The 21141-nt window shown below is 59.7% G+C and carries 20 protein-coding genes, 1 tRNA gene and 2 pseudogenes; 8 read left to right on the forward strand and 15 right to left on the reverse strand.

Annotation, left to right across the window (positions count from 1 at the left end):
* Nucleotides 1-10: 10 nt before the first annotated feature.
* The 5 genes from N2599_RS05735 to N2599_RS05755 are packed head-to-tail and all read right to left on the reverse strand — an operon-like array spanning nucleotide 11 to nucleotide 4816.
* Entirely contained in the window at nucleotides 11-718 is a 708-nt protein-coding gene (locus N2599_RS05735) for an amino acid ABC transporter permease (protein WP_027508810.1), read from the reverse strand.
* A 56-nt stretch (nucleotides 719-774) separates the two neighbouring features.
* Nucleotides 775-1599, reverse strand: coding sequence for an amino acid ABC transporter substrate-binding protein (locus N2599_RS05740; RefSeq protein ID WP_027508811.1), 825 nt, complete (start codon nucleotides 1597-1599; stop codon nucleotides 775-777).
* Between the two features lie 16 nt (nucleotides 1600-1615).
* Entirely contained in the window at nucleotides 1616-2356 is a 741-nt protein-coding gene (locus N2599_RS05745; protein ID WP_027508812.1) for an amino acid ABC transporter ATP-binding protein, read from the reverse strand.
* Nucleotides 2349-3821: an NAD(P)-binding domain-containing protein gene (locus N2599_RS05750; protein WP_027508813.1), complete on the reverse strand. Its 1473-nt coding sequence runs from the start codon at nucleotides 3819-3821 to the stop codon at nucleotides 2349-2351. The genes N2599_RS05745 and N2599_RS05750 overlap by 8 nt, the downstream gene beginning before the upstream one ends.
* Nucleotides 3818-4816 carry a LysR family transcriptional regulator gene (locus N2599_RS05755; protein ID WP_027508814.1) on the reverse strand — a complete coding sequence of 333 codons (999 nt, stop codon included), beginning with the start codon at nucleotides 4814-4816 and terminating at the stop codon, nucleotides 3818-3820. Before N2599_RS05755 ends, N2599_RS05750 begins: the two co-directional genes overlap by 4 nt.
* Before the next feature lie 160 nt (nucleotides 4817-4976).
* On the opposite strand from N2599_RS05755, the gene N2599_RS05760 reads away from it, so the two are divergent.
* On the forward strand, nucleotides 4977-5459 hold the full coding sequence (locus N2599_RS05760) for a CMD domain-containing protein (RefSeq protein ID WP_027508815.1): 483 nt from the start codon (nucleotides 4977-4979) through the stop codon (nucleotides 5457-5459).
* Nucleotides 5456-6031: a peroxidase-related enzyme gene (locus N2599_RS05765; RefSeq protein ID WP_027508816.1), complete on the forward strand. Its 576-nt coding sequence runs from the start codon at nucleotides 5456-5458 to the stop codon at nucleotides 6029-6031. The genes N2599_RS05760 and N2599_RS05765 overlap by 4 nt, the downstream gene beginning before the upstream one ends.
* Before the next feature lie 464 nt (nucleotides 6032-6495).
* Here the strand turns inward: N2599_RS05765 and N2599_RS05770 are convergent, their stop codons facing one another.
* The 6 genes from N2599_RS05770 to N2599_RS05795 form a co-directional block, all read right to left on the reverse strand.
* On the reverse strand, nucleotides 6496-6747 hold the full coding sequence (locus tag N2599_RS05770) for a hypothetical protein (RefSeq protein ID WP_027508817.1): 252 nt from the start codon (nucleotides 6745-6747) through the stop codon (nucleotides 6496-6498).
* A gap of 403 nt (nucleotides 6748-7150) precedes the next feature.
* Nucleotides 7151-10948: a vitamin B12-dependent ribonucleotide reductase gene (locus tag N2599_RS05775; protein WP_027508818.1), complete on the reverse strand. Its 3798-nt coding sequence runs from the start codon at nucleotides 10946-10948 to the stop codon at nucleotides 7151-7153.
* 583 nt (nucleotides 10949-11531) lie between these two features.
* A complete protein-coding gene (locus tag N2599_RS05780) occupies nucleotides 11532-12122 on the reverse strand; it encodes a hypothetical protein (protein WP_027508820.1) in 591 nt (196 codons plus the stop codon).
* A gap of 168 nt (nucleotides 12123-12290) precedes the next feature.
* A complete protein-coding gene (gpt, locus tag N2599_RS05785) occupies nucleotides 12291-12785 on the reverse strand; it encodes a xanthine phosphoribosyltransferase (RefSeq protein WP_027508821.1) in 495 nt (164 codons plus the stop codon).
* Between the two features lie 163 nt (nucleotides 12786-12948).
* The gene (locus N2599_RS05790; RefSeq protein WP_027508822.1) at nucleotides 12949-13791 is read right to left on the reverse strand and encodes a putative universal stress family protein; all 843 of its coding nucleotides are present in this window, start codon (nucleotides 13789-13791) and stop codon (nucleotides 12949-12951) included.
* 96 nt (nucleotides 13792-13887) lie between these two features.
* Complete coding sequence (locus N2599_RS05795) at nucleotides 13888-14664, reverse strand: competence/damage-inducible protein A (RefSeq protein WP_027508823.1); 777 nt, start codon at nucleotides 14662-14664, stop codon at nucleotides 13888-13890.
* Between the two features lie 222 nt (nucleotides 14665-14886).
* On the opposite strand from N2599_RS05795, the gene wrbA reads away from it, so the two are divergent.
* Both wrbA and N2599_RS05805 read left to right on the forward strand, forming a co-directional pair.
* A complete protein-coding gene (gene wrbA / locus N2599_RS05800; protein WP_027508824.1) occupies nucleotides 14887-15483 on the forward strand; it encodes an NAD(P)H:quinone oxidoreductase type IV in 597 nt (198 codons plus the stop codon).
* A 428-nt stretch (nucleotides 15484-15911) separates the two neighbouring features.
* Nucleotides 15912-16178 (forward strand): hypothetical protein, encoded by a 267-nt coding sequence (locus N2599_RS05805; RefSeq protein WP_027508825.1) that lies wholly within the window; start codon nucleotides 15912-15914, stop codon nucleotides 16176-16178.
* 194 nt (nucleotides 16179-16372) lie between these two features.
* Here N2599_RS05805 and N2599_RS05810 read toward each other — a convergent pair whose 3' ends face one another.
* On the reverse strand, nucleotides 16373-17299 hold the full coding sequence (locus N2599_RS05810; protein ID WP_143534219.1) for a hypothetical protein: 927 nt from the start codon (nucleotides 17297-17299) through the stop codon (nucleotides 16373-16375).
* 430 nt (nucleotides 17300-17729) lie between these two features.
* Between N2599_RS05810 and N2599_RS05815 the strand changes: the two genes are divergently transcribed.
* From N2599_RS05815 to N2599_RS05825, 3 genes and pseudogenes are all read left to right on the forward strand, one after another.
* Nucleotides 17730-17993, forward strand: coding sequence for a hypothetical protein (locus N2599_RS05815; protein WP_037141218.1), 264 nt, complete (start codon nucleotides 17730-17732; stop codon nucleotides 17991-17993).
* A gap of 289 nt (nucleotides 17994-18282) precedes the next feature.
* A pseudogene (locus N2599_RS05820) lies at nucleotides 18283-18483 on the forward strand (phage integrase N-terminal SAM-like domain-containing protein); the annotation flags it as partial.
* Nucleotides 18484-18697: 214 nt separating this feature from the next.
* Nucleotides 18698-19152 (forward strand): annotated as a pseudogene (locus N2599_RS05825) (transposase); the annotation flags it as partial.
* Between the two features lie 21 nt (nucleotides 19153-19173).
* Here the strand turns inward: N2599_RS05825 and N2599_RS05830 are convergent.
* Nucleotides 19174-19260: transfer RNA gene (locus N2599_RS05830), tRNA-Leu, on the reverse strand.
* A gap of 221 nt (nucleotides 19261-19481) precedes the next feature.
* Nucleotides 19482-19826 (reverse strand): nuclear transport factor 2 family protein, encoded by a 345-nt coding sequence (locus tag N2599_RS05835; RefSeq protein WP_027508826.1) that lies wholly within the window; start codon nucleotides 19824-19826, stop codon nucleotides 19482-19484.
* A gap of 367 nt (nucleotides 19827-20193) precedes the next feature.
* Here N2599_RS05835 and N2599_RS05840 point away from each other — a divergent pair, with 367 nt between their 5' ends.
* Nucleotides 20194-20442, forward strand: coding sequence for a hypothetical protein (locus N2599_RS05840; RefSeq protein WP_027508827.1), 249 nt, complete (start codon nucleotides 20194-20196; stop codon nucleotides 20440-20442).
* Between the two features lie 196 nt (nucleotides 20443-20638).
* On the opposite strand, the gene N2599_RS05845 is transcribed toward N2599_RS05840, so the two are convergent.
* Nucleotides 20639-21037 carry a VanZ family protein gene (locus N2599_RS05845; RefSeq protein WP_051336479.1) on the reverse strand — a complete coding sequence of 133 codons (399 nt, stop codon included), beginning with the start codon at nucleotides 21035-21037 and terminating at the stop codon, nucleotides 20639-20641.
* Nucleotides 21038-21141: the final 104 nt, after the last annotated feature.

The following is a 21141-nucleotide window of genomic DNA, read 5'->3' on the forward strand; positions in this document are numbered from 1 at the left end:
TCCTCTTTGATCAGACGCTTGCCATCATGGTAACCTTGGCCGGCGTGGCCGCTGGCGCGAACTTCGAGTTCCGCATTTCGAAGAAGCGGACGACGAGCCATGCCACGAGGCACAGCAGCGAATAGATCACCGCCAGTACGAGATAGGTCTCAAACTGGTACTGGTTGTAGTCCCGCTCCATGACGAGATGAGCGGTCGCCATCACGTCCGCGGCCCCGATGTACATGACGAGCGCGACGTTGTGGATCAGGTAGATGATCGCGTTGCCGTAGCCGGGCAGGGCGATATGCACGGCCTGCGGCCCGACGACGCGAAGGATCTTTTGACGGAACGTGTATCCGAGACTGTCCGCGGCGTCGTGCTGACCTCGTTCTACGGCGAGATAGGCTGGCCGTAGAACCTCGGAGAGATATCCTCCATGGTAGAGGCTGAGGCCGACCATCGCCGCCACGTTAGGGGACACGAAGTCCTCGACATCGAACAGGTCAACCACCAACGGAAGCCCGTAAAAGGCGACGAACAACTGGAGCACGACGGGGACGCTGCGGGCATAGGACACGTAAAGGTCGGCAAATTGGCTGACCACGGGCGTCCTGCGCACCCGGAACGTCGTTGCAATCAAGGCCAGCACGAAGCCGGCGATCATGGCCGTGAACGTGATCGCAAGCGTCAGCGGCAGCGCCGATAGCAGCTCTGGGATCATTATGGATAAGTCCACTTCGGAACACTCCTTCTTTCAGTCTTGGGCCTGATCGCCGGTGTCTCAACCGAGCGTTACTTCATGTACGTGGTGATGTCCTCGCCGAACCATTTCTGCGAGAGCTTGGCGAGCGTGCCGTCGGCCTTGAGTTCCTTCAGCGCCTGGTCGATGCCTTCGGAGAGGGCCTTGTTCTCCTCGGAGCGGTGGATCAAGACGAAGGTGTTGTTGATAGCGACGGGCTCGCTCGCCTTGATGTCGAGCTTCTGCTGGTCGATGACCGTCTGCTCGCCGAGGTTGGACGGCAGAACCAGCGCGTCGTACTTGCCGTTCTGGACCTCCTTCAGGCGATCCGGATATGGAATGCCGGCGCTGGAAGCGGTGATCTCGATCTTATAGTCGGGGTTCTGTTCCTGCCACGCCGTGGCGAACTTGTAGATGCCGCCGCCGGCAGTGACGGGCACGATTTTCTTGCCGACGAGATCCTTCATCTCGTTGATGCCGCTGTCTTTGCGGCTATAGATCTTGATCAGGCTGGCGCCAATCGGGCTCTCCGGAATAAGAAACTGCTTTTCGCGAGCGGGCGCACGGTAGTAGCCGCCGGTCGCGATGTCGTACTTGCCAGTGACGAGGCCCGTCTCCTGAGCGATGTCGGCGGCGCCTTCCATCTCGAACTTGTACTGGGGCAGCTTCGCGTTAATGGCTTTCAGGACGTCGGGCTCGTAGCCCTGAGGCTCGACGCCGATCGCACCCCAGGACAGCGGCTTGGATTCGGCTGCCGTCGCGATCTTGATGGTGCGCACGTCCTGGGCATGGGATACGCCAGCCGTTGCGAGAGCGAATGCGACGCCGGCTATGGCGAGACCGAAAGTACGGCGGGAAGTTGACTTAATAGAAGGCATGTCAGGCATCCTTTCTCTACTGGATTGCAAGCTCGGAATTGAGGAATTGGGCAAGGCGTGGATTCGAAGGCGCGTCGAAGATCTCGGTCGGGCTGCCGTCGGCGGCGACGACGCCCCGATCCATGAAGACGATGCGGTTCGAGATGTTCTTTGCGAACTGCATCTCGTGGGTGACGAGCAGCGAGGTGATCCCCGACGACGTAACGTCCTTGATCACCCTAAGAACTTCGCCGACGAGTTCGGGATCGAGCGACGACGTGGGTTCGTCGAAGAGCATCACGTCCGGTTTGACCGCGAGCGCCCGCGCGATGCCGGTCCGCTGCAGCTGGCCACCGGAGAGCTGGGACGGGTAGCTGTCCAGCTTGTCGGAGAGACCTACCCGATCGAGCTCCTGCAGGGCGATCGCCCGCGCCTCGTCCTTTGACTTGCGCTGCACGACCACGAGCGGATCCATCACGTTCTGAACGACCGTCATGTTCTTGAAGACGTTAAACTGCTGGAAGACCATGGCCGTCCGGAGCCGAATCGCCTGTATCGCGGTGTTGTCCGGGCGCTGGTAGTCCATCTTGAGCTTATCGAACGCGATGGTGCCGGACGCCGGCTTTACCAGGTAGTTGATGCACTTCAGCAGCGTCGTCTTGCCGGTACCGCTGGGGCCGATGATCGACACCACGTCTCCGCGCTTCACGGAGAGATCGACGCCGTTGAGAATCTGCGTGGTTCCGTAGGACAGCTTTAGGTTCTTGAGCTCAAGCATTCAGTTTGGTGTCCTTTTCGGTTGTGGTCTCGGCATCGACCCATTCGTCTCCGAGCAGCTCGGGCGTGTCGAACGCCTGGAGGTCGGCGAAATGACGCTCGCGGTCGATGACGAACAACGCCTTGACGATGCCCCGCGCGAGCCGGTCGGCACCTTCGCTGATCGCTGGAATGTCACCGGTGAGCTTGCCGTGGCTCAGCGTCGCCGGGAAATTGAAGCAGTGGATCTTCGCCAACGCCGGGCAGGCGCCAGGTTCCGTCTCGAGGAATTCGAACGCATCTCCAAGATCGGGCGAGCCTTCGAGTTCCGCGTTAGGCATTCCGGCCGGCGTCGGGAAACGGTCGCGCCATAGGCGGATATACGGTGCGACGGCGGCAAGTTCGGGCCGGTTGGTCAGGTCGATCTTGAAGCCGGTTCCGAAGATCAGGAAATCGACCGGATAGTGACCTTTCGGCGTCGCCACGACGAGATGGTCGCCGATCTGCTTCAGCTCGCTTATGGGGCTTTCCAGGTGGAGACGGGCCTGCGGGAAGGCGCTGACGCGCAGGACGCTCGGCCGTGGCGGCGGTGTCTGCTGGCCCATGGCGTAGTTCAGGAACCGCCATTTCCACTCGTCGGGAAGGCCCGCAAATCCATGCACCACCCCCTGGCTGCCGATGCCGGTGAACTTGTTGATCCGCGGCAGCTCCTTGCGACGCACGAACATGTCGAGGCGCGCGGCGCCGGCTTCAAGCGCCGTAGCGGCATTGTCCATCGCGGACGCGCCGGCTCCGACGACGCCGACCCGCTTTCCACGGAGTGCGGCGAAGTCGATCTCGTCGGCGGTATGAGCCCAGAAATTTCGATCGATGTCGTCGGCGATGGGAGGTAGATACGGGCCACCCAGGCCGTCGCGGCCTGTCGCCAGTACCACGTGGCGCGCGATCATGATTTCTGTTCTGTCAGCCTGACGGCAAACTAGGTCGAGCATTCCGTCCTCGCGAGGGAGAATCGCGTCGACCGATATCCCGTTGCACACCGGGAGCTCGAGTACCCGGCGGTACCAGATCAGGTAGTCCATCCAGATCTCGCGCGGCGCGCGGTCGAGAGCGAGCCAAGCTTCGTTGCCGTAGCGGGCCTCGTAATAGGCGCGGAACGTAAGAGACGGCAGCCCCATCGCAGGCCCGGTCAACTGCTTGGGGGAGCGAAGCGTTCGCATCCGCGCGAAGGTGACCCATGGCCCCTCCTGGCCAGCGGAGGCCTTGTCGAGCACGACGTGGTTCGCGACTCCGAGCCGCTTCAGCATGCCCGATGCGACAAGCCCGGCCATGCCGCCGCCAATGATGACGACGTCGACGACCGTCTTGCCGTCGACTTCGCGAGGAGGAATCCAGGACTTCGCGGGCAACTCCAGCCAGGCAAGATCCTGTTTCAGGCGAGTCTCGAGCGCCTCGAGTCCTTGAGGCAACGAGGACAGGTCGCTCATGACGGAACTCCCTCAGGCAGGGGAGTCGGTCCATACACGGTGTCGGCCAAGGCCTCGACGCCGCCCGAGTCATGCAGTCGGCAACCGGGCATCGCAAGACCGACGGCGCGGGCTGCGTCAATCAGTGCCGCGACGGTCGGGGTCATCGGCAGTGCTGCAGGCGAGATCGCGCCAAATACGAAGGGTATTGTCTGGTCGATAACGCGCATCACGATGCCCTCGAGCGGAACGCCAACGACGGTGGCCGGTTCGACGATGGCAACTCCCAGGCCGGCGCGGACCATCATCAGGGCCGTCATCGAGGCGTTGACGTCGATCATCCGCCCCGGCACGATGCCAGCCCGTTCAAGCGCCTCGTCGACGCGGTGGCGCAGACGATATGGGTTCGCCAAGGTGATGATCCGGCGCTCGGAGAGATCGCCGAGCCGCACGACGCCATCACCGGCGAGCGGATCATCCGCGGAGAGAGCGACGACGCACGGCGCTTCGGCGACCCAGTGCACGTCGAGGCCGGGATGCTCCAGCGGCAGGCTTGCGATCCCGAAGTCCGCCGAGCGGGCGAGCACGGCCTGAACGACATTCTCGGCCGCGAGCGCCTGCACATGAAGGTGGCGTGGAATGAGACCCGGCGCGACGTTCGCGATCGCCTGCGGCAGAACGCCGGCCGCAAGCGACGGCGTGGCCGCGATCGTTAGCGACGCCGGCTCGTCGAGACCGATGGCATTCGCCCGTTCGCGGATGTGGGTGAGGCTTGCGAGATGGCGCTCCACCTCGGCGTGAAACAGTAGGCCGCGCGAGGTCGGGGTGATGCGAGGTCCGCTTCGGTGCAAGAGGGCATAGCCGATGTCGACTTCCAGATCCTGGATGAGCCTGGTCACCGCCGGCTGCGATCGACCAAGCAGCCGCGCCGCGCCGGTCACGCTGCCGGCGGACATCACCGCTGCAAAGGCTTCGAGTTGCCGAATATCGAAAAAGTTAGAATGCATAATGGACATCAAACATCCTCCTTTATGTCAGTAAAGCATGAGAGTTCTCATTTGACGATCGTCAATAGATAAATATTTCGCATCATACGCGACATATCATTACCAATTGACATGATTGGGTGTCGCGCCTACCTAGACCGAATGCCTTTGATGTACTGAGGAACCTGTTTTGACACTCATCGAAACCCTCGTCTCCGCGAGGCCGGGCTCCGCGCTCGCCGAAGCCATGGAAAAACGCACCGAGATCTTGCGTCTGAGTGAGGCTGCCCATGACGCCGTGCTCCTGCCGCGCGATCCCGGCGGACTGTCCCACGGCTTCAGGGCCGCGCTCGCTGCACGAATGGCGCGCCACAATCACAACATTGCTCTCGCAAGCCACTATGACACCCTGGTCGCCCGTGCCGACGAACCGGGGACGGCCTTGCTCGCCGAGCCCGACACGAACGTGGCGGACCCGCGTACCGCGGAGATCGTCCGTCATGCCGACCGGCTGACGGTCGCGCCACGCGATGCGACGCGAGCGCATATCGAGGCCTTGCGCCAGGTCCGCGTAACCGATGCCGACATCGTCCGGCTCGCGGAGCTTGCGGCCTTCGTCAACTACCAGGTCCGCGTTCTCGCCGGCCTGAAGCTGCTTGGAGAAATGCGATGAGCGAGGTCGTCCACACCTTCACTACGACTGTGCCGCGCTGGCAGCCCTATGTCGTTCCAGTCGATTTCGCGACCGCCACCGACGAGCAGCACGCGGCGATGCAGACGACGCCGTCCAACAAGGGCATCTCGCCCTATGTGCTCACCCTGGCGCACGACCCCGAGACGCTCGCGGTCCGCTCGCCCCTGTTCAACCTGATCATGTACGGAAAGGACGGACTGGCATCGAGCGAACGCGAGCTGGGCGCCGTCGCCGCGTCCGTTGTCAACCGCTGCGTCTACTGCGCCGCCGTCCACGCATCGCGGTTCAACAACCTGACGAAACGCACAGATGTCATCGATGCCGTGTTCGCCGACGGTCTCGAGGCAGAATTGGATGAGCATCTGCAGGCAATCTTCGACTTCTCGGCACGGCTGTCGACCACGCCTGCCGAGGCGACGGCGGCCGACGCGCAGGCGCTGGCCGACGTCGGGCTCGATGAACTCGAAGCTGTCGATCTCGTCCTCTCGTCCGCCATCTTCGGCTGGGCTAACCGCCTGATGCATACGCTCGGCGAGCCGATGAAAGATTAAGATGATCGCGGTGTCGGCTGGTGGCTGGTGGAGGCCGAGGGGCAGAAGTTCGGCAACCTGATCGAGTCTACATGTAACGCCGTGCCATGAACTGCTGGTTCGGCGACGACTCCTATTTGACCGACTTCCTCGTCACAGGGTGCAACCCATTACTGGTTTGATTGCATCAATATTAGGTGCATTGCGGAGGTTTGCAAAGTCCACCACGGCAAATCAGCTCCCGGTTCGGTGGCTTCTGGGCGCCTACATCCAACCAGACCACCAGGTGAAGATCGGGCGAGTAGTCTTGACTCAAAAAAGTTGTTCATATTTTGTTCGCGATGATCAAGCTCCGTCGAATATCACGAATACGGTGAACTGCAGGCCGCCTCCGGGCCGACGAAATGGGGCCGCTGCAAGTCTATACGACCGAGCGCTATCTGAGCCCACGGCCATTGCGATCAGTCTGTTTCATACTTACGCGACTATTCACCGCTGGTTTCCGGACCCTCGATCAGCCTGTGATGGACGTCGCAGAGCAACATCAGGTTGGCCGGATCCTTTGATAGCTTGGCGGACAGAACCTTGTCGCCGCGCGCTCCCTTCGGAGCGTCAGCGACGATGTGCGCAATGTAGGCTGTGTTAAGGTCTGATTTGCTGGAAAGCAGGTCGCCGATGAGGAGCTTGTTGCAAAAGGCGCAGCGCCCCGCCGAGCGGGCCCAGACGATTGCTTTCACGTTCGGGGGAATTGCGGACCTTCAGGGGGCGATGCCGCGACTGAGGCATCGGCATGAATATCAAGCAGCTCTTCATCATCTGCCATGCTATTCCTCAACTATACGCGGGAGGATTGATTCATTCGCTGAACTGTTGGAAATCGACGAGGTAGATTTTGCCACCTAGGACTATAGAAACGCGCGGAAGTTATCATTACGTGACCGAAACATGCTGTTTCCACTTCCGATGCATCGCAGTTTCTGCGTTTAGCTCCGTTATATTTTTTTCCCAGTATTTGCTGGTGATCTTCAATTATTTCGCCCCGCCCGCAATCTCTGCGTTGGGCGAGGCGTAATTTGCGTCATTTCAAGGGCTGCCGGTCAAAATGAATGGCTGCCTACAGGAACAAGATACTCACATAAATCAGCTGCACCCGCTGGTCGCGCCGCACGTATCGCACTTCTCGCAGGTGCCATTCCGAACCATCGTGAAGTTCTGGCACTCGGTGCACATGTTGCCCGTGTAGCCCTGCATGATGGAGCGGGCGCGGCGTTCGGCTTCGACCTTCTTGGCTTCGGTCTTGGCAGAGGCTGCATCGGCTGCGGCGGCGTCGGTGAAGAGCGTGTTGGATTCCTCGACGAGCTCTTCGGCGATTTCCTCCGCCAGCTCCTTAGCGCGTTCCTCGTAATCGCGCTTGAAGGCGACGACCTCGGAGGGGGCGGCGACGGCTTCGAGCTTGCGCACGGTGTTGCCGGCAATCGCGGTAATCGTCGCGCCGGACGAGGCGCGGGCAGGGGCGGCGGTTGCAGCACCCTTGATCTCCGATGCCGAACGCTCAGCCCCGGTGCCGGAAACCAGCGTCGGCTTGTAGCCGCGGGTCAGGCCCTTGGAGACGATGTCCGCCTTCCCTTCCGACACGCCGCGGCCGAGCGCCGTGTTGTTGAAGTCGGACGTATCGACATGCGCCAGATCGTGGCGGCCGAGATAGGAGATGGCGAGTTCGCGGAACACGTAGTCGAGGATCGACGTCGCGTTCTTGATCGCGTCATTGCCGGTGACGATGCCCGCCGGCTCGAACTTCGTGAAGGTGAAGGCATCGACATATTCTTCGAGCGGCACGCCGTATTGCAGGCCGAGCGAGACCGAGATCGCGAAGTTGTTGATGAAGGCGCGAAGGGCCGAACCTTCCTTGTTCATGTCGAGGAAGATTTCGCCGAGGCGGCCGTCGTCATATTCGCCGGTGCGCAGGAAGATCGTGTGACCGCCGATCTTTGCCTTCTGGGTATAGCCCTTGCGGCGGCCCGGCAGCTTTTCCTGGCTGCGCACGACCTTTTCGATCACGCGTTCGATGATCTTTTCGGTGACGGTGACGGCCTGGGCGGCAGCCGGCTGGGCCAGCAGTTCCTCCAGCGAGTCCTCGTCGCCTTCGTCCTCGATCAGCGAAGAGTTCAGCGGCTGCGACAGCTTCGAGCCGTCGCGATAAAGCGCGTTGGCCTTCAGGCCGAGCTTCCAGGAGAGCATGTAGGCGCTCTTGCAATCGTCGACCGTTGCATCGTTCGGCATATTGATCGTCTTGGAGATCGCACCTGAGATGAAGGGCTGGGCAGCCGCCATCATGCGGATATGGCTTTCGACCGAGAGGTAGCGCTTGCCGATCTTGCCGCAGGCATTGGCGCAATCGAAGACGGCGAGGTGCTCATTCTTCAGGAATGGCGCGCCTTCCAGCGTCATCGCACCGCAAACATGGATGTTCGCAGCCTCGATGTCCTTCTTCGAGAAGCCCATATGGTCGAGCAGGTTGAAGCTCATGTCGGCAAGCTGCTCGTCGGAAACCTTCAGCGTGCCCTTCAAGAAGTCGAGCCCAAGCGTCCACTGGTTGAAGACGAACTTGATGTCGAAGGCGGACTTAAGAGCCGCATTGACGGCCTCCACCTTCTCGTCGGTGAAGCCCTTGGTCTTCAGCGTCGAGGGGTTGATGGCGGGCGCCTGGTTGAGGTTGCCGTGGCCGACGGCATAGGCTTCGATCTCGGCGATCTGGCTTTCGGAGTAGCCGAGCGTGCGCAATGCTTCGGGAACGGCGCGGTTGATGATCTTGAAGTAGCCGCCGCCGGCGAGCTTCTTGAACTTGACGAGCGCGAAGTCGGGCTCGATGCCGGTCGTGTCGCAATCCATGACGAGGCCGATCGTGCCGGTCGGCGCGATAACGGTTGCCTGGGCATTGCGGTAGCCGTGCTTCTCGCCGAGTTCGAGAGCCTTGTCCCAGGCGCTCTTGGCATGCGCTGCGAGATCCTGATCCGGGTTTTCGGAGTGGATGAGGGCGACCGGGTTGATCGAAAGGCCCTCATAGCTGGAGGTCTCGCCATAGGCGGCGCGGCGATGGTTGCGGATGACGCGCAGCATGTTTTCGCGGTTCGGCGCAAACATCGGGAACGGTCCGAGTTCGGCGGCCATTTCCGCCGAGGTGGCGTAGGAAATGCCGGTCATGATCGCCGTCAGCGAGCCGGCGATGGCGCGGGCTTCATCGCTGTCATAGGGAATGCCCGACGACATCAGCAGGCCGCCGATGTTGGCGTAGCCGAGGCCAATCGTACGGTATTCGTAGGAGAGCTCGGCGATGCGACGCGACGGGAACTGTGCCATCATCACGGAGACTTCGAGCACGACGCTCCAGAGGCGCACGGCATGCTCGTAGTCGGCGATGTTGATGCGCTTGGTGCCCGCATCCTTGAACTGCATGAGGTTCAGCGAGGCAAGGTTGCAGGCCGTGTCGTCGAGGAACATGTATTCGGAGCACGGGTTGGAGGCGCGGATCGGGCCGGCGGCCGGGCTCGTGTGCCAGTCGTTCATCGTCGTGTTGAAGTGCAGGCCCGGATCGGCCGATGCCCAGGCGGCGTAGGAGATCGTCTCCCAGAGGTCGCGGGCCTTCAGCGTCTTCATGACCTTGCCGTCCTTGCGGGCCGTCAGGTTCCAGTCGCCATCTGCTTCGACGGCACGCAGGAAGTCGTCGCGGATCGAGACGGAGTTGTTGGAGTTCTGGCCAGAAACGGTGAGGTAGGCTTCGCTATCCCAATCCGTATCATAGGTCTTGAACTCCATATCCTTATAACCCTGGCGGGCGAACTGGATGACGCGCTGGACGTAGTTTTCCGGAACCTGGTCCTTCTTGGCGGCGCGGATTTCGCGCTTCAGGGCGGGGTTCTTGGCCGGGTCGAAGCAATCGGAATCGGCGCCGCCTTCACAGTTGAAGCAGGCCTTCATGATCGCCTTCAGGTGCTTGGCGACGATCTTGGAGCCGGTGACGAGGGCCGCGACCTTCTGCTCTTCCTTGACCTTCCAGTTGATGTACTCCTCGATATCTGGATGGTCGATATCGACGACCACCATCTTGGCCGCACGACGCGTCGTACCGCCGGACTTGATGGCGCCGGCTGCACGGTCGCCGATCTTCAGGAAGCTCATCAGGCCGGAGGAGCGGCCGCCGCCTGAAAGCTTTTCGCCTTCGCCGCGCAGATACGAGAAGTTGGACCCGGTGCCGGAGCCGTATTTGAAGAGACGCGCCTCGCGGACCCAGAGATCCATGATGCCGCCTTCGTTGACGAGGTCATCCTCGACCGACTGGATGAAGCAGGCATGCGGCTGCGGATGTTCATAGGCCGACTTCGACTTCGTCAGCTTGCCGGTGAAGGGATCGACATAGAAATGGCCCTGGCCGGGGCCGTCGATGCCGTAGGCCCAATGCATGCCGGTGTTGAACCACTGCGGGGAGTTGGGAGCGACGCGCTGCGTGGCGAGCATGTAGGCAAGTTCGTCGCGGAACGCTGAGGCATCTTCCTCGGACGAGAAGTAGCCGCCCTTCCAGCCCCAGTAGGTCCAGGTGCCGGCCAGACGGTCGAAGACCTGGCGCGCGTCGATTTCGGAGCCGTACTGCTGATCCTTCGGCAGTTCCTTAAGGGCGGCTTCATCGGCAACCGAGCGCCACAGGAAGGAAGGAACGTCGTTTTCCTCGACCTTCTTCAGCTTTGCCGGAACGCCGGCCTTGCGGAAGTACTTCTGGGCCAGGATGTCGGCCGCGACCTGGGAGAACTGCGTCGGAACGTCGATGTTCTCAAGGCGGAAGACGATCGAACCGTCCGGGTTCTTGATCTCGCTCGTCGCCTTGCGGAATTCGATGTCCGCATAAGCGCTCTGGCCTGCCTTTGTGAAACGGCGTTCTATGCGCATGTCCTTGACCTCTGTTAGCGCGCCCCATCCCCGTCGACCAAGGCGCAAGTTTTCTCATCCGGCAGCACCGGAAGGTGCGCAGCCAGTTCTCGTCTTCCGTACCGTCACAGGAGTGTCATCCGGAGATGTCTTTCCCTGTATCTAGTGGTGATGGTGGCTGCAAACACTAAATATAGTATTAACAGCTTATTATCGCCAGCCCCGGATGTCACTTTTTTGGAGGTCAAAAATCGCGCGCAAGTCCCCTCACGGCTGCCATCCATCATGGATGCAACACCCTGATTCCACGCTCGAATTTTGAAAAGAACCGGCCTCGTTAAACCCGGTCCAGTTGCCGCCGCAACATCGGAAACCATTAAGTGAGAAATGGGCGATTCCGTCAAGGGGTGGTTTTTAACGAAGTGTTCACCACAACATATTGTGGATGGCCCTGTGAAGACTGGGGAAAAGCCTGAAAGCTCTGAATTTCAAGGCTTTGCGGGCCTCGCGCATCTGAGAAGCGACGACAGAAAGAAAAAGTTCGTCGAATCCAAATCTAAGGATGGCATTTTCGACCCGGATCGGCATGCCGATTCGGGGGGCCTCACATTGCATCGAGCGCGACGGTCACCGTAGCAACGCCGATCGCCGCTCCAGCCTCGTCGCGGATGGTGAAGCTGGCCTGCGCCTCGAGAATCTGCGTGGCCTCGTCGCGCTCGGCACGGTCGACGAAAGTCTCGTCCGAATCGCGCGCGAAGGTTTCCAGATATTTGTTTTCGTCACCCTGCCAGAAATCCGCCGTCACCCGGCTTTCGCCGACATTGAGCCCGTTCCTGTCCGTAATGAAAAGCTCAAGGATAACGCCTTGGGAGGCATCCTGCTTTTCCTTCAGGTAGCGCGAAACCGGCGTGGAGAGAATGGCAGATACCATCTGCAGGGCGCCGGTTTCCACTTCGGACCGGTAGGTCGAATCAAGGACCTGGATATCCGTGCTGCTGACGTCGCTGAACTTGGCGTTCTGCTCCCTGATCGCCGCAAGAATCATCGGGGTGCCGACCATCGGCCGCACGACGGTATCCACATATTCGCGGACGACGGCGACATAAGCGGGTTCGGCAAAGGCCAGCACGGGCAACAGCGAGGGGATCGCCAGCCCTGAAGCGACGACCGCACTAACCCAACCCCGGTATGCCATTCCCCTCTTCCTTGCTTCGCGCGTTTTCGCCCTCGCGCGATCCGTGACTCAGCCCGTGGCACGGTGCACCGATGTGCACGTGCAGGCTGGGCTCACTTCATACATCTGCAGTATTACTAAGATGACAATTCCGCGTGGCGTTTATTCGCACCTGAGCGGCACGCGCGGTCAGCGCGGCGCCTTGGCGATCGGCTCCTGGTACGTGAAGCCCATGTCCCAGGGGAAGTAGATCCAGGTGTCCTGGCTGACCTCCGTGACGAAGGTGTCGACCGTCGGCACGCCAAGCGGCTTTGCGTAGACGCAGGCAAAATGCGCCCTGGGTAGCATGGCGCGTACCTGCACCGCCGTCTTGCCGGTATCGGTGAGGTCGTCGATGACGAGGATGCCTTCGCCGCCGTTTTCCTGAAGTTCCGGCGCAATGCCCTTCAGCACCACCATATCCCCCTGGTTCACATAATCATGATAGGAGGCGACGCAGACCGTTTCGATCAGACGGATGTTGAGCTCGCGGCAGATGATCGCTGCCGGAACCAGCCCGCCGCGGGTGATGCAGACGATGCCCGTGAATTCCTTGTTGAGGCCGGCGATGCGCCAGGCAAGCGCGCGGGCGTCGCGATGGAACTGGTCCCAGGAAACGGGAAAGGCTTTATCGGGAAGGGACATCGAACTGCTCCGCGGCGTGAAAAGGAATCGCCGGCGATCAAGCGCAATCCGTCAAACGCAAATCGCGCAGGCGAACCCGCGCGAAAGAAAGTGCCGGAGCCCGTCACCGGTTGCCGCAATTAGCGGGATTTGCGGGTAAAACGCAAGTCCCGCCGGTACTTCGTCAACGGGAGAGCAAGGTGAGGGCCGTCATCGACTGCAAGAGCGACCTCGTCGTGCCGCCAAAGATCATCTGCCAGAGGCGCGAATGGGTGTAGGCGCCCATGACCAGAAGATCGATACTGCTGTCGGAGAGGCGGTTTTCGATGACGTTCGAGGCGCTTTTATGGGTGCCTTCTGCAACCGCAAGCGTCGCCTTCACGCCGTGGCGGGAAAGCGTGGCGGCGATCTCCGCTCCCGCCAGACCTGCCGTCTGCATAGCCGAATCCACCGGATCGACGGAAAAGACTTCGACTTCGTCGGCAGCCTTCAGAATCGGCATAGCATCGAATGTCGCGCGTGCGGCTTCCTTCGAGCCGTTCCAGGCAATCAACACGCGTTTGATCGGTTTCGGCTGCCGCAGGATATAGGGGATCATCAGAACCGGCCGGCCGCTTTCGAAAAGAAAACTGTCGACATCGACCTGGCTGTCGGATGGCTTGGAAGGATCGGTCTGAGCGGCGATCAAGAGGTCCGCGCTGCGGGCGCTTTCGATCAGCGGCGCCGAGCCGTAGCCCGCCGAGGTTGCGAAGCTGCGCCATTCGAACGATGCGGCCGCTGCTTCGCCTTTCTGGCGGAAGATGCGCTCCACTTCCACGGTCTCAGAATGCGCCATCTCCTGCAGCGCCTGAACGGCGATGGGATCGGGAATTTCCATCGGAGCGACCAGCGGGACGGCCGAGATGCTTTCGGCGTGGAGCCCGATGACATGGGCATCGTTTTCGGCGGCAAGCGCAAAGGCAAAATCGGAGACCGCACGGCTGTTATCGGCCGTATCGAGAATGGCGAGTATGGTTTTGTAAGGCATATCAATTCTCCTCGCGGCTGAAATGGACTTTGTAAGCAGGAAATGCGTTGCCGATGGAACGGTTCCTTGGTTGCTCGCGGGCGGTGTATTGCTGCTCTAGGCTTCAGCGGACCGGTTTTCGTCAATCTCCCTCGTCTTGCGGATATCCTCGATCATGGCGTGAACCTCAGCGCCCGCTGCGTCGACGGCTTGCTGCAACCGGCCGCGCACGACGATCTCCGTCGAGAATTTCTGGCCGACATAGCGCGGATAGGAGCCGATGCTTGTATCGGGATGCGCTTTCTGGATCGCGGCGAGCAGCATGCCGATATCGCCTTCGGCGTAAGGGCAGGCGATCGCGAGCGACAGCACGCGCTGGCCCGTGCGGAGCGTCGGCAGCACATTGTCGACCATGGCCTGGAATACCTGCGGCACACCCGCCATCACGTAGACATTGCCGATGACGAAGCCGGGCGCAGTCGACACAGGATTGGCGATGTGTGCCGCCCCGCGCGGCATGCGCGCCATGCGCTTTCGCGCTTCGGTGAATTCCATCTCGCGGCGCTGGTACATGTCACCAAGCAGTGTCATGGCGGCTGCGTCGTAGTCGCAGGGCACGCCGAAAGCCTTCGCGACAGCGTCCGCGGTGATGTCGTCATGCGTCGGGCCGATGCCGCCGGAGGTGAAGACGTAGTCATATTTGCCGCGAAGGGCGTTCAGGGCATCGACGATCGCATCCTCGTCGTCTGCGACGATCCGCACTTCCTTGAGGTCGATGCCGGAAAGCTGAAGCATATCCGCCAGATGGCCGATATTCTTGTCCTTGGTCCGGCCGGACAGAAGCTCATCGCCGATGGCGAGCATGGCGGCGGTGACGACGGTTTCAGTGTTCATGAAAAGGATATCCGATGATGGGGCTTCGCTATAGGTAGCGCCGTTTTCCCGGCTTGCAAATGGCGGCACCCGGTCGCTGGAGAGGGGAATTAGAAACGCCAAGTGAATTTTGTCTACATACGTTGAACACTGAGTTCTTCCCGCGCGGGTTATGCGTGCAGGAGCGCGCTGATAGAACTTCCCCCGGTTACCAATTCAACCCATGCCGCAAGGGACTTCACCATGGCAAAGGTTCTCGTTCTCTACTATTCGGCCTATGGCCATATCGAAGCTATGGCATATGCAGTCGCCGAAGGCGCCAAGTCCGCGGGCGCCGAAGTCACCGTAAAGCGCGTTCCGGAACTGGTTCCGGAAGAAGTCGCAAAGTCCTCCCACTTCAAACTCGACCAGAAAGCTCCGATCGCAACCGTCAACGAACTTGCCGACTACGACGCGATCATCGTCGGCGCGGGCACGCGGTTCGGCACCGTCGCATCGCAGATGCGCAATTTTTGGGACCAGACCGGCAGCCATTGGATGAGCGGCAAGCTGGTCGGCAAGGTCGGCTCGGCGTTCACCTCCTCCGCAACACAGCACGGCGGCCAGGAATCGACAATCCTCGGCTTCATCCCGACCTTCCTGCATCAGGGCATGATCGTTGTCGGTCTTCCCTATTCCTTCCAGGGCCAGACGGGCGTCGATGAGATCAAGGGCGGCTCGCCCTACGGTGCTTCCACGATCACCGGCGGCGACGGCTCGCGCCAGCCTTCGGCAATCGAATTGGAAGCGGCAAAATATCAGGGCGCCCACGTTGCGAAGATTGCGGCGAAGCTCGGCTGAGAAGCTATCCAATCAAAAGATAAAGACGGCGCGGCTCATCGCTGCGCCGTTTTGGTTTGAACACCGATGCTACCTGCGCATTTCAGTGAAACTGGGCGATCAGGACCAGCAACATGGTCCCCGCAAGCATGCTCCCGAATAGGCATGCAACGGCTGTCTTGTAAAACTTGAGACGCCGCGCCCTTTCTCCACTCCAATCGTAAACCATCGTCTTACTCCCAAAGACAAGCTTACTCACATATTTGGCACTGCAATTCCTTCATTCGCAAAGGTGCCCTCCAGCCCTGCCGCCTTCAGACGCCGGCATAAAATCATATTTATTAGGATTGATAAAGATAGTGTGGGCAACGCGGCTGGGCGCATGGTTCTTTCCGCCGCGGCTATGCGGCCTGCAATTGGTCCTATATGTCAGGGACCGGAGATTCTTGATGCCCGCTGTTATCGCTTCACTGCTGATCGCTCTTGCCGTTGCCGGCTGCAACACCGCTCCGCCGGAGCCCATCCGCGGCAGCCTCACCTATGGCAGGATCATCCACTATCCCGCACCGCCGGGATACACCGTCAAGCATGAGTTTCCGGACAGGTTCGGATACCGGACGTACGAGAGATACGTGGTCCAGCCGGATGGTACGCTGAAACTCATCTCCCGCCGAACCGGCTCCGACTACTGGCACTTTCCGCGGACGAAATGGTGAGTGAGTTGACCAACACCGCAACCTTCGCGTCACGGCTTGCGCATTGGTGCGGGCGGCGGGGATCGAAGCCGTAAGGCCTAACGCCGAGGGATTTAAATCCTGCAAATGGCTAAAGCGCGTCGCATTCATGCGGCGCGCTCTAGGTGTTTTTATGCAGTCGTTGTCCCAAAACCGCTGCACACTTTTGGGCGACACTAGGGTGTGGAGCTCGAGTTTTGATCAATCAGGGCACGATCGAACAATGCCACCAGCCCGGCATACTCATCCGCAAGCACTTGATCACGACCTCCACCGTCGGTGCCGCGAAGAAAGGCATTCAAGCTTTCCTCCACTTCTTTGGGGGCCGAAAGGACCAAACCTGCGGCGCTGAGGTCGGCGGATAGCGATTCGCCATCCTCGAGATAGCGGCTGGCCTGCAGCGCGCGTCCCTCTGAAGCGGAAACCCGAAGAAAAACAATTCGGCTTACAGACGGTCGCGGGTCGTGGCCAACCAAAGTCGCCCCGCAAATAAGCCCGGCGAGCACGCTGGCAGGCGGCGTCGGACGGTACAAGCTAAGAAACAACGGGAGCTTGCTGCCCTGTTCGCACAGATGCATATAAAGTGATCGCCCTGAGACTGTCACCGATCCTCGCACATCGACATGGGAGGTTGGTAAGTTCTCCGTATAACTTGCGGTAAGCCGCCCCTGCGCCAGTGGCGATTCGACGGCCAGCGCACCGCGAATTACGCGCCCAGAATAATATGGTGACCACGCAAACGAGTAGCCCACATACAAACCACATATATGATGATTACCGCCGACGCTCCGCCTGTTAACGGCCAAGGACGATCCGGCCGCGAATGCTTCTGCGCGACGACGTATATCATCAGGTGGCAGATTTCGACTTCTGCAAAGAAGGTCGAGTAGTTCTTCGGTATCGCATTCTATAAGCCAAGCAAATGGGCGGTCGATATTCAGAAGCGCCAGCCAGTCAAGATAGACCTGCTGCTGTCGTGGCAGCGCACGCCCTTGTAGCCATTTGTATGCACGTTCGACGTCGAACGTCGTGCGAGAGTTGACCCGTCGAAACTCACTTGCAAGTTCCTTGCAGGTGGCGCAGCCGAGTACGGCGCCGGTCAAGCGCAACTTCCGACTGAAATCACGGACCATACAAATTCCTTTCTGCACAGCTCCCTGACCGCGCCAATTCCACTTCATTTCCAGGAAAAGAAAGAAATTTCCGCGACATTCCAAACGTCAATAGTTGCCTTAACGCGCCTATATATGCAAGGTTTCTTATGAATATAGTCCATGCGAACGTATGGCATTCTTGGCGTCAAATAAAATGTCTAGCCAAAAGAAGTTTTGATCATGAGGTCGGACATGTCGACTTCGGGATGTAGATAAGTTCCGAAAAACTACTATGCCTCACCTGAAGTGAGCTTCTTTCCAGACATCACCGACTTCAATCAATATGCAGAGGCGACGCCAGTGTTGCCGCACCAGCGCCTCTATTCATGCGTGATCTTCGCAGCAATAAAATTTCCCTTCAACAAGCAAGGAGAACATCATGACCAGCAGTACGTTCACTCGCCTCTCGATCTCTGCCGCATTTGCGGGGGCGATTGTCATCCTCTTATCGGCTGCGGCCTCGGGCAGCGAGCCTCGCGTATCACGCGCCAATGCAAACGGGCTACGCGCTGACGCGCCGCAGCTCGTCGCCCCGACGCGCATCGAAATAGACAACCAAGCGCGCGAGATTCGCTTCTATATCAACGGCGAGCAGATAACGGTGCTCGACTCCGTTGGCTTCCACGGCGCCACCACGCATTGACAGGTGCTGTCGGTTCGCCGTGCTTGGCCTCCGGGTCCCGCTGCCGTGTTCACATGATGAGGGAGGTAGCGTCGATACGCGTTACTCCGTGGGTCATCGATCGGGACGCAGCATCCGAACCATTCCACCTGTGCGACGTCTGCACCTGAACGTTCTGAATTCGAATACGTGTCGCAGCTTACGTGATTGAACTAAGCCGCCACCGCGGCAATTGCGGCAGGCTTTGAGTGGAGCCTCCTGGCTGAGAGGATGTGGGTGTTGCAAACCCACTCTCAGACAGGAGGTCCAGATGGCTGAGATTAGCCCTCTTCGCCGCCGGATGATCGAGGACATGACGGTCCGCAATCTGTCTCCGGCCACCCAGCGATCCGCGATCTCGAAGTTCAGCCGTCATTTCGGCCGTTCGCCTGATCGTCTGTATATTGAAGACGTTCGCGCATTCCAGGTTTTTCTCGTGTCGGCCGGAATATCCTGGGCATCGCTGAACCAAATCCACATCATGACATCAGGCAATCGGCAAACGACCCGTCTCACCCGCGGGCTTGGACGCCGTTCCGGCGGACAATCGTCACTGCCTGGGGTCGAGCCGGATGCTCGATCCGGAGGAGCAAGTGCATCCATATCGGAAGAACCGGCACACCAATCCGCCGCATTCCGCTTCGATAGCCATGTAAAACCTCTTCGGCTGCCACCGGATTGCGCACCCTCAAGGCCAACGCATCACAGCGCCGGAACCGGATGCGCGACGCAAATGGAGAACACAGACCTTCATCGCCGGACTGCGTGCCATGGCTTGACCGCGCCGTTTATCGTCGATGCACCGATGAGCCGGCGGATCTTCGAAGCCTGGATCGAAACCCAACTCGCCCCGACATTGTCGAAGGGAGATGTCGTCATTCTCGACAATGTCGGCTTTCACAAGAGCGAGCGCGCTGTGCAACTGGTCAAGGAGCGAGGCGCGTGGCTGCTGTTCCTGCCGGCTTATTCACCCGACCTTAACCCCATCGAGATGGCATTCTCCAAGCTCAAGACCTTGCTGCGAAAACCCGCCGCACGAAGCTTCGATGCAATAACAAAAGCCCTGGGTGAGATTGTCGGCATCTTCTCCGTCGAGGAGTGCCTGAATTTCTTCAGAGCGGCAGGTTATGAGGCGGAATAAGTGCGACACGCTTTAGCTTGTTGGTGCGGACGACGGGGATCGAACCCGTAAGCCCTTGAAGGCGAGAGATTTTAAGTCTCTTGTGTCTACCAGTTTCACCACGTCCGCATTTTGTCACGGCGCGGTTTGTCACACGGATTTGTCACAAGATCAAGCGTTAGGCATCTGTCAATGGAACTCCGACTTCGGCATCTTCTTCGGGTATCACTAGGGCATCTTTTTGCAGCTTCTTCGAGCCTTTAGCGGCCTTCTGCTGCTCCCTTTTATCAGAGAACATCTGTCGCAAGTTCCGGCTTGTCTCCTGACGCCTGGAGCGTTGGATGTCCGGACTAGCGGATATCAAAGCGCCTGATCAAGCCTTCCTCTATCTGAAAAATATGTCCGCCCATCTGGTCGAACAGCACGTTTCCCTCATGATCGCGCGCGGTCAGGTGGACCTCGACATTGGTCGTTCCATCTGCCCCGATCGAGAAGCCAATTGGCTCAGCATGAGAATCGATCGTCGCCCATTGTCGCGCCCAATACTCGCGAACGCCATCGTGTCCATAGACATGCCCGCCCTCCAGGCCGTTGGCCCACACGACATCTTGGTGCATGGTCGCCAGCACCGCTTCCATGTCGCGGGCGTTGAAACGGTCGTAAAGGTGCTCAAGAAGCTCTGTGTCGCTGGTCATCGGGCGCTCCTGATGAGGTATATAGAGTAAGCTCGTCGAGCGGCTTGGCCAGTCTGGGTCGAAACCGGAGTGACAAACTGAGACACTACCAAGTTTTCACACAGCCTCAGTGGTCACCCGTTCTCGACAAGGCGCAGCTTCGGAGCCGTTGGTTCTAGCGCCGCAGCCACATACAACCGCTCTTTAGCCGGTGATCACAGGACCAAGGACGTCTCACAGGAGATGACTTAACGACCTGCAGAACTCCGGCCTCGGAACCATGATCTGTCGGAACGGGATGCGGGATTGTGCGGAAACGCACATGACGTTGACGACCTTTATACTTTAGTAGCATTTCGTAAGCGGGAGCTAAATAAGGGAGGCTGGGATGTTCGATTTAGGTGCATCGTTGAAAGAAAAAGACCTGAAGGTCATTCTAAAAGCTGTCAAGATTTGCGGCCGTCACTATCACTTGACCCTGAATGAAGAGGCTTCGCAACTGCTATGCAGCACTGCGCTTGACTTATTCAACCAAGGGCATCGGACGCAGGAGGAGCTGTCGTCCCTGTTGATAACAAAATTCAGCGGAACAAATTCCCCAAGGATCAACGCGCCAACATCGTCCTCCAACCATTAACGAGTTGTCGCCGAACATCACTAGCCGGTGACCCGAGTTCACTCAGCTCAGTCGTCGGCTACCAGCCGCAGCTTCGGGGCCATTGGTTGCAGCGCCGCTGCCACGTCGGCGAGCGTCGAGGGCGACAACTTCATGTACCGCTGCGTCACCGGTTAGCGCGGGCGCGCGGGGCTCTTCATTCAACGACTGGAGCGATTCAGTCAAGAGCGGCGGCTGTTTGTGGTTCCTGAGTAGAGACGGCATTTAGCCGCTGCTTGGTCTGTGCGCGCCGGTAGACGGCGCTGCCCGCAAGGATGCCGAGCATGGCGCCGGCCGCCTTGATGACGGCATCGTGAAGGCGGGCGTGCCGCGTCGGCGACAGGTATTGCAGGAACTCGATGGCAAGCGTGCCGAAGATCAGCAGGAGTGCCACGAGCTTCCACTGTTTCGGATAGCCAAGCGCGAAAACGAAGCCCGTGACGGCATAAGCGAGCGCGCGGTCGGCGTTGACGCTGGTCATCGTGTGCGGTCGGAGGCCGATCGGCGAAATGGTGACGAAAATGATAGCGGCAAGCAGCAGCCAGGCGAGCGGTCGCATAAAACGGGAGGTCATCATCCTGTTACGTTAGCAGCATTGCAAAGCGAACGCACGGGGGAGCCGCAGCAATCCGCCGGACGCGATGAAGAAAACCTTTCCGCACGGAACCGCGTGGTGGCCGA

The sequence above is a fragment of the Rhizobium sullae genome, assembly GCF_025200715.1.
GTDB lineage: Bacteria > Pseudomonadota > Alphaproteobacteria > Rhizobiales > Rhizobiaceae > Rhizobium > Rhizobium sullae.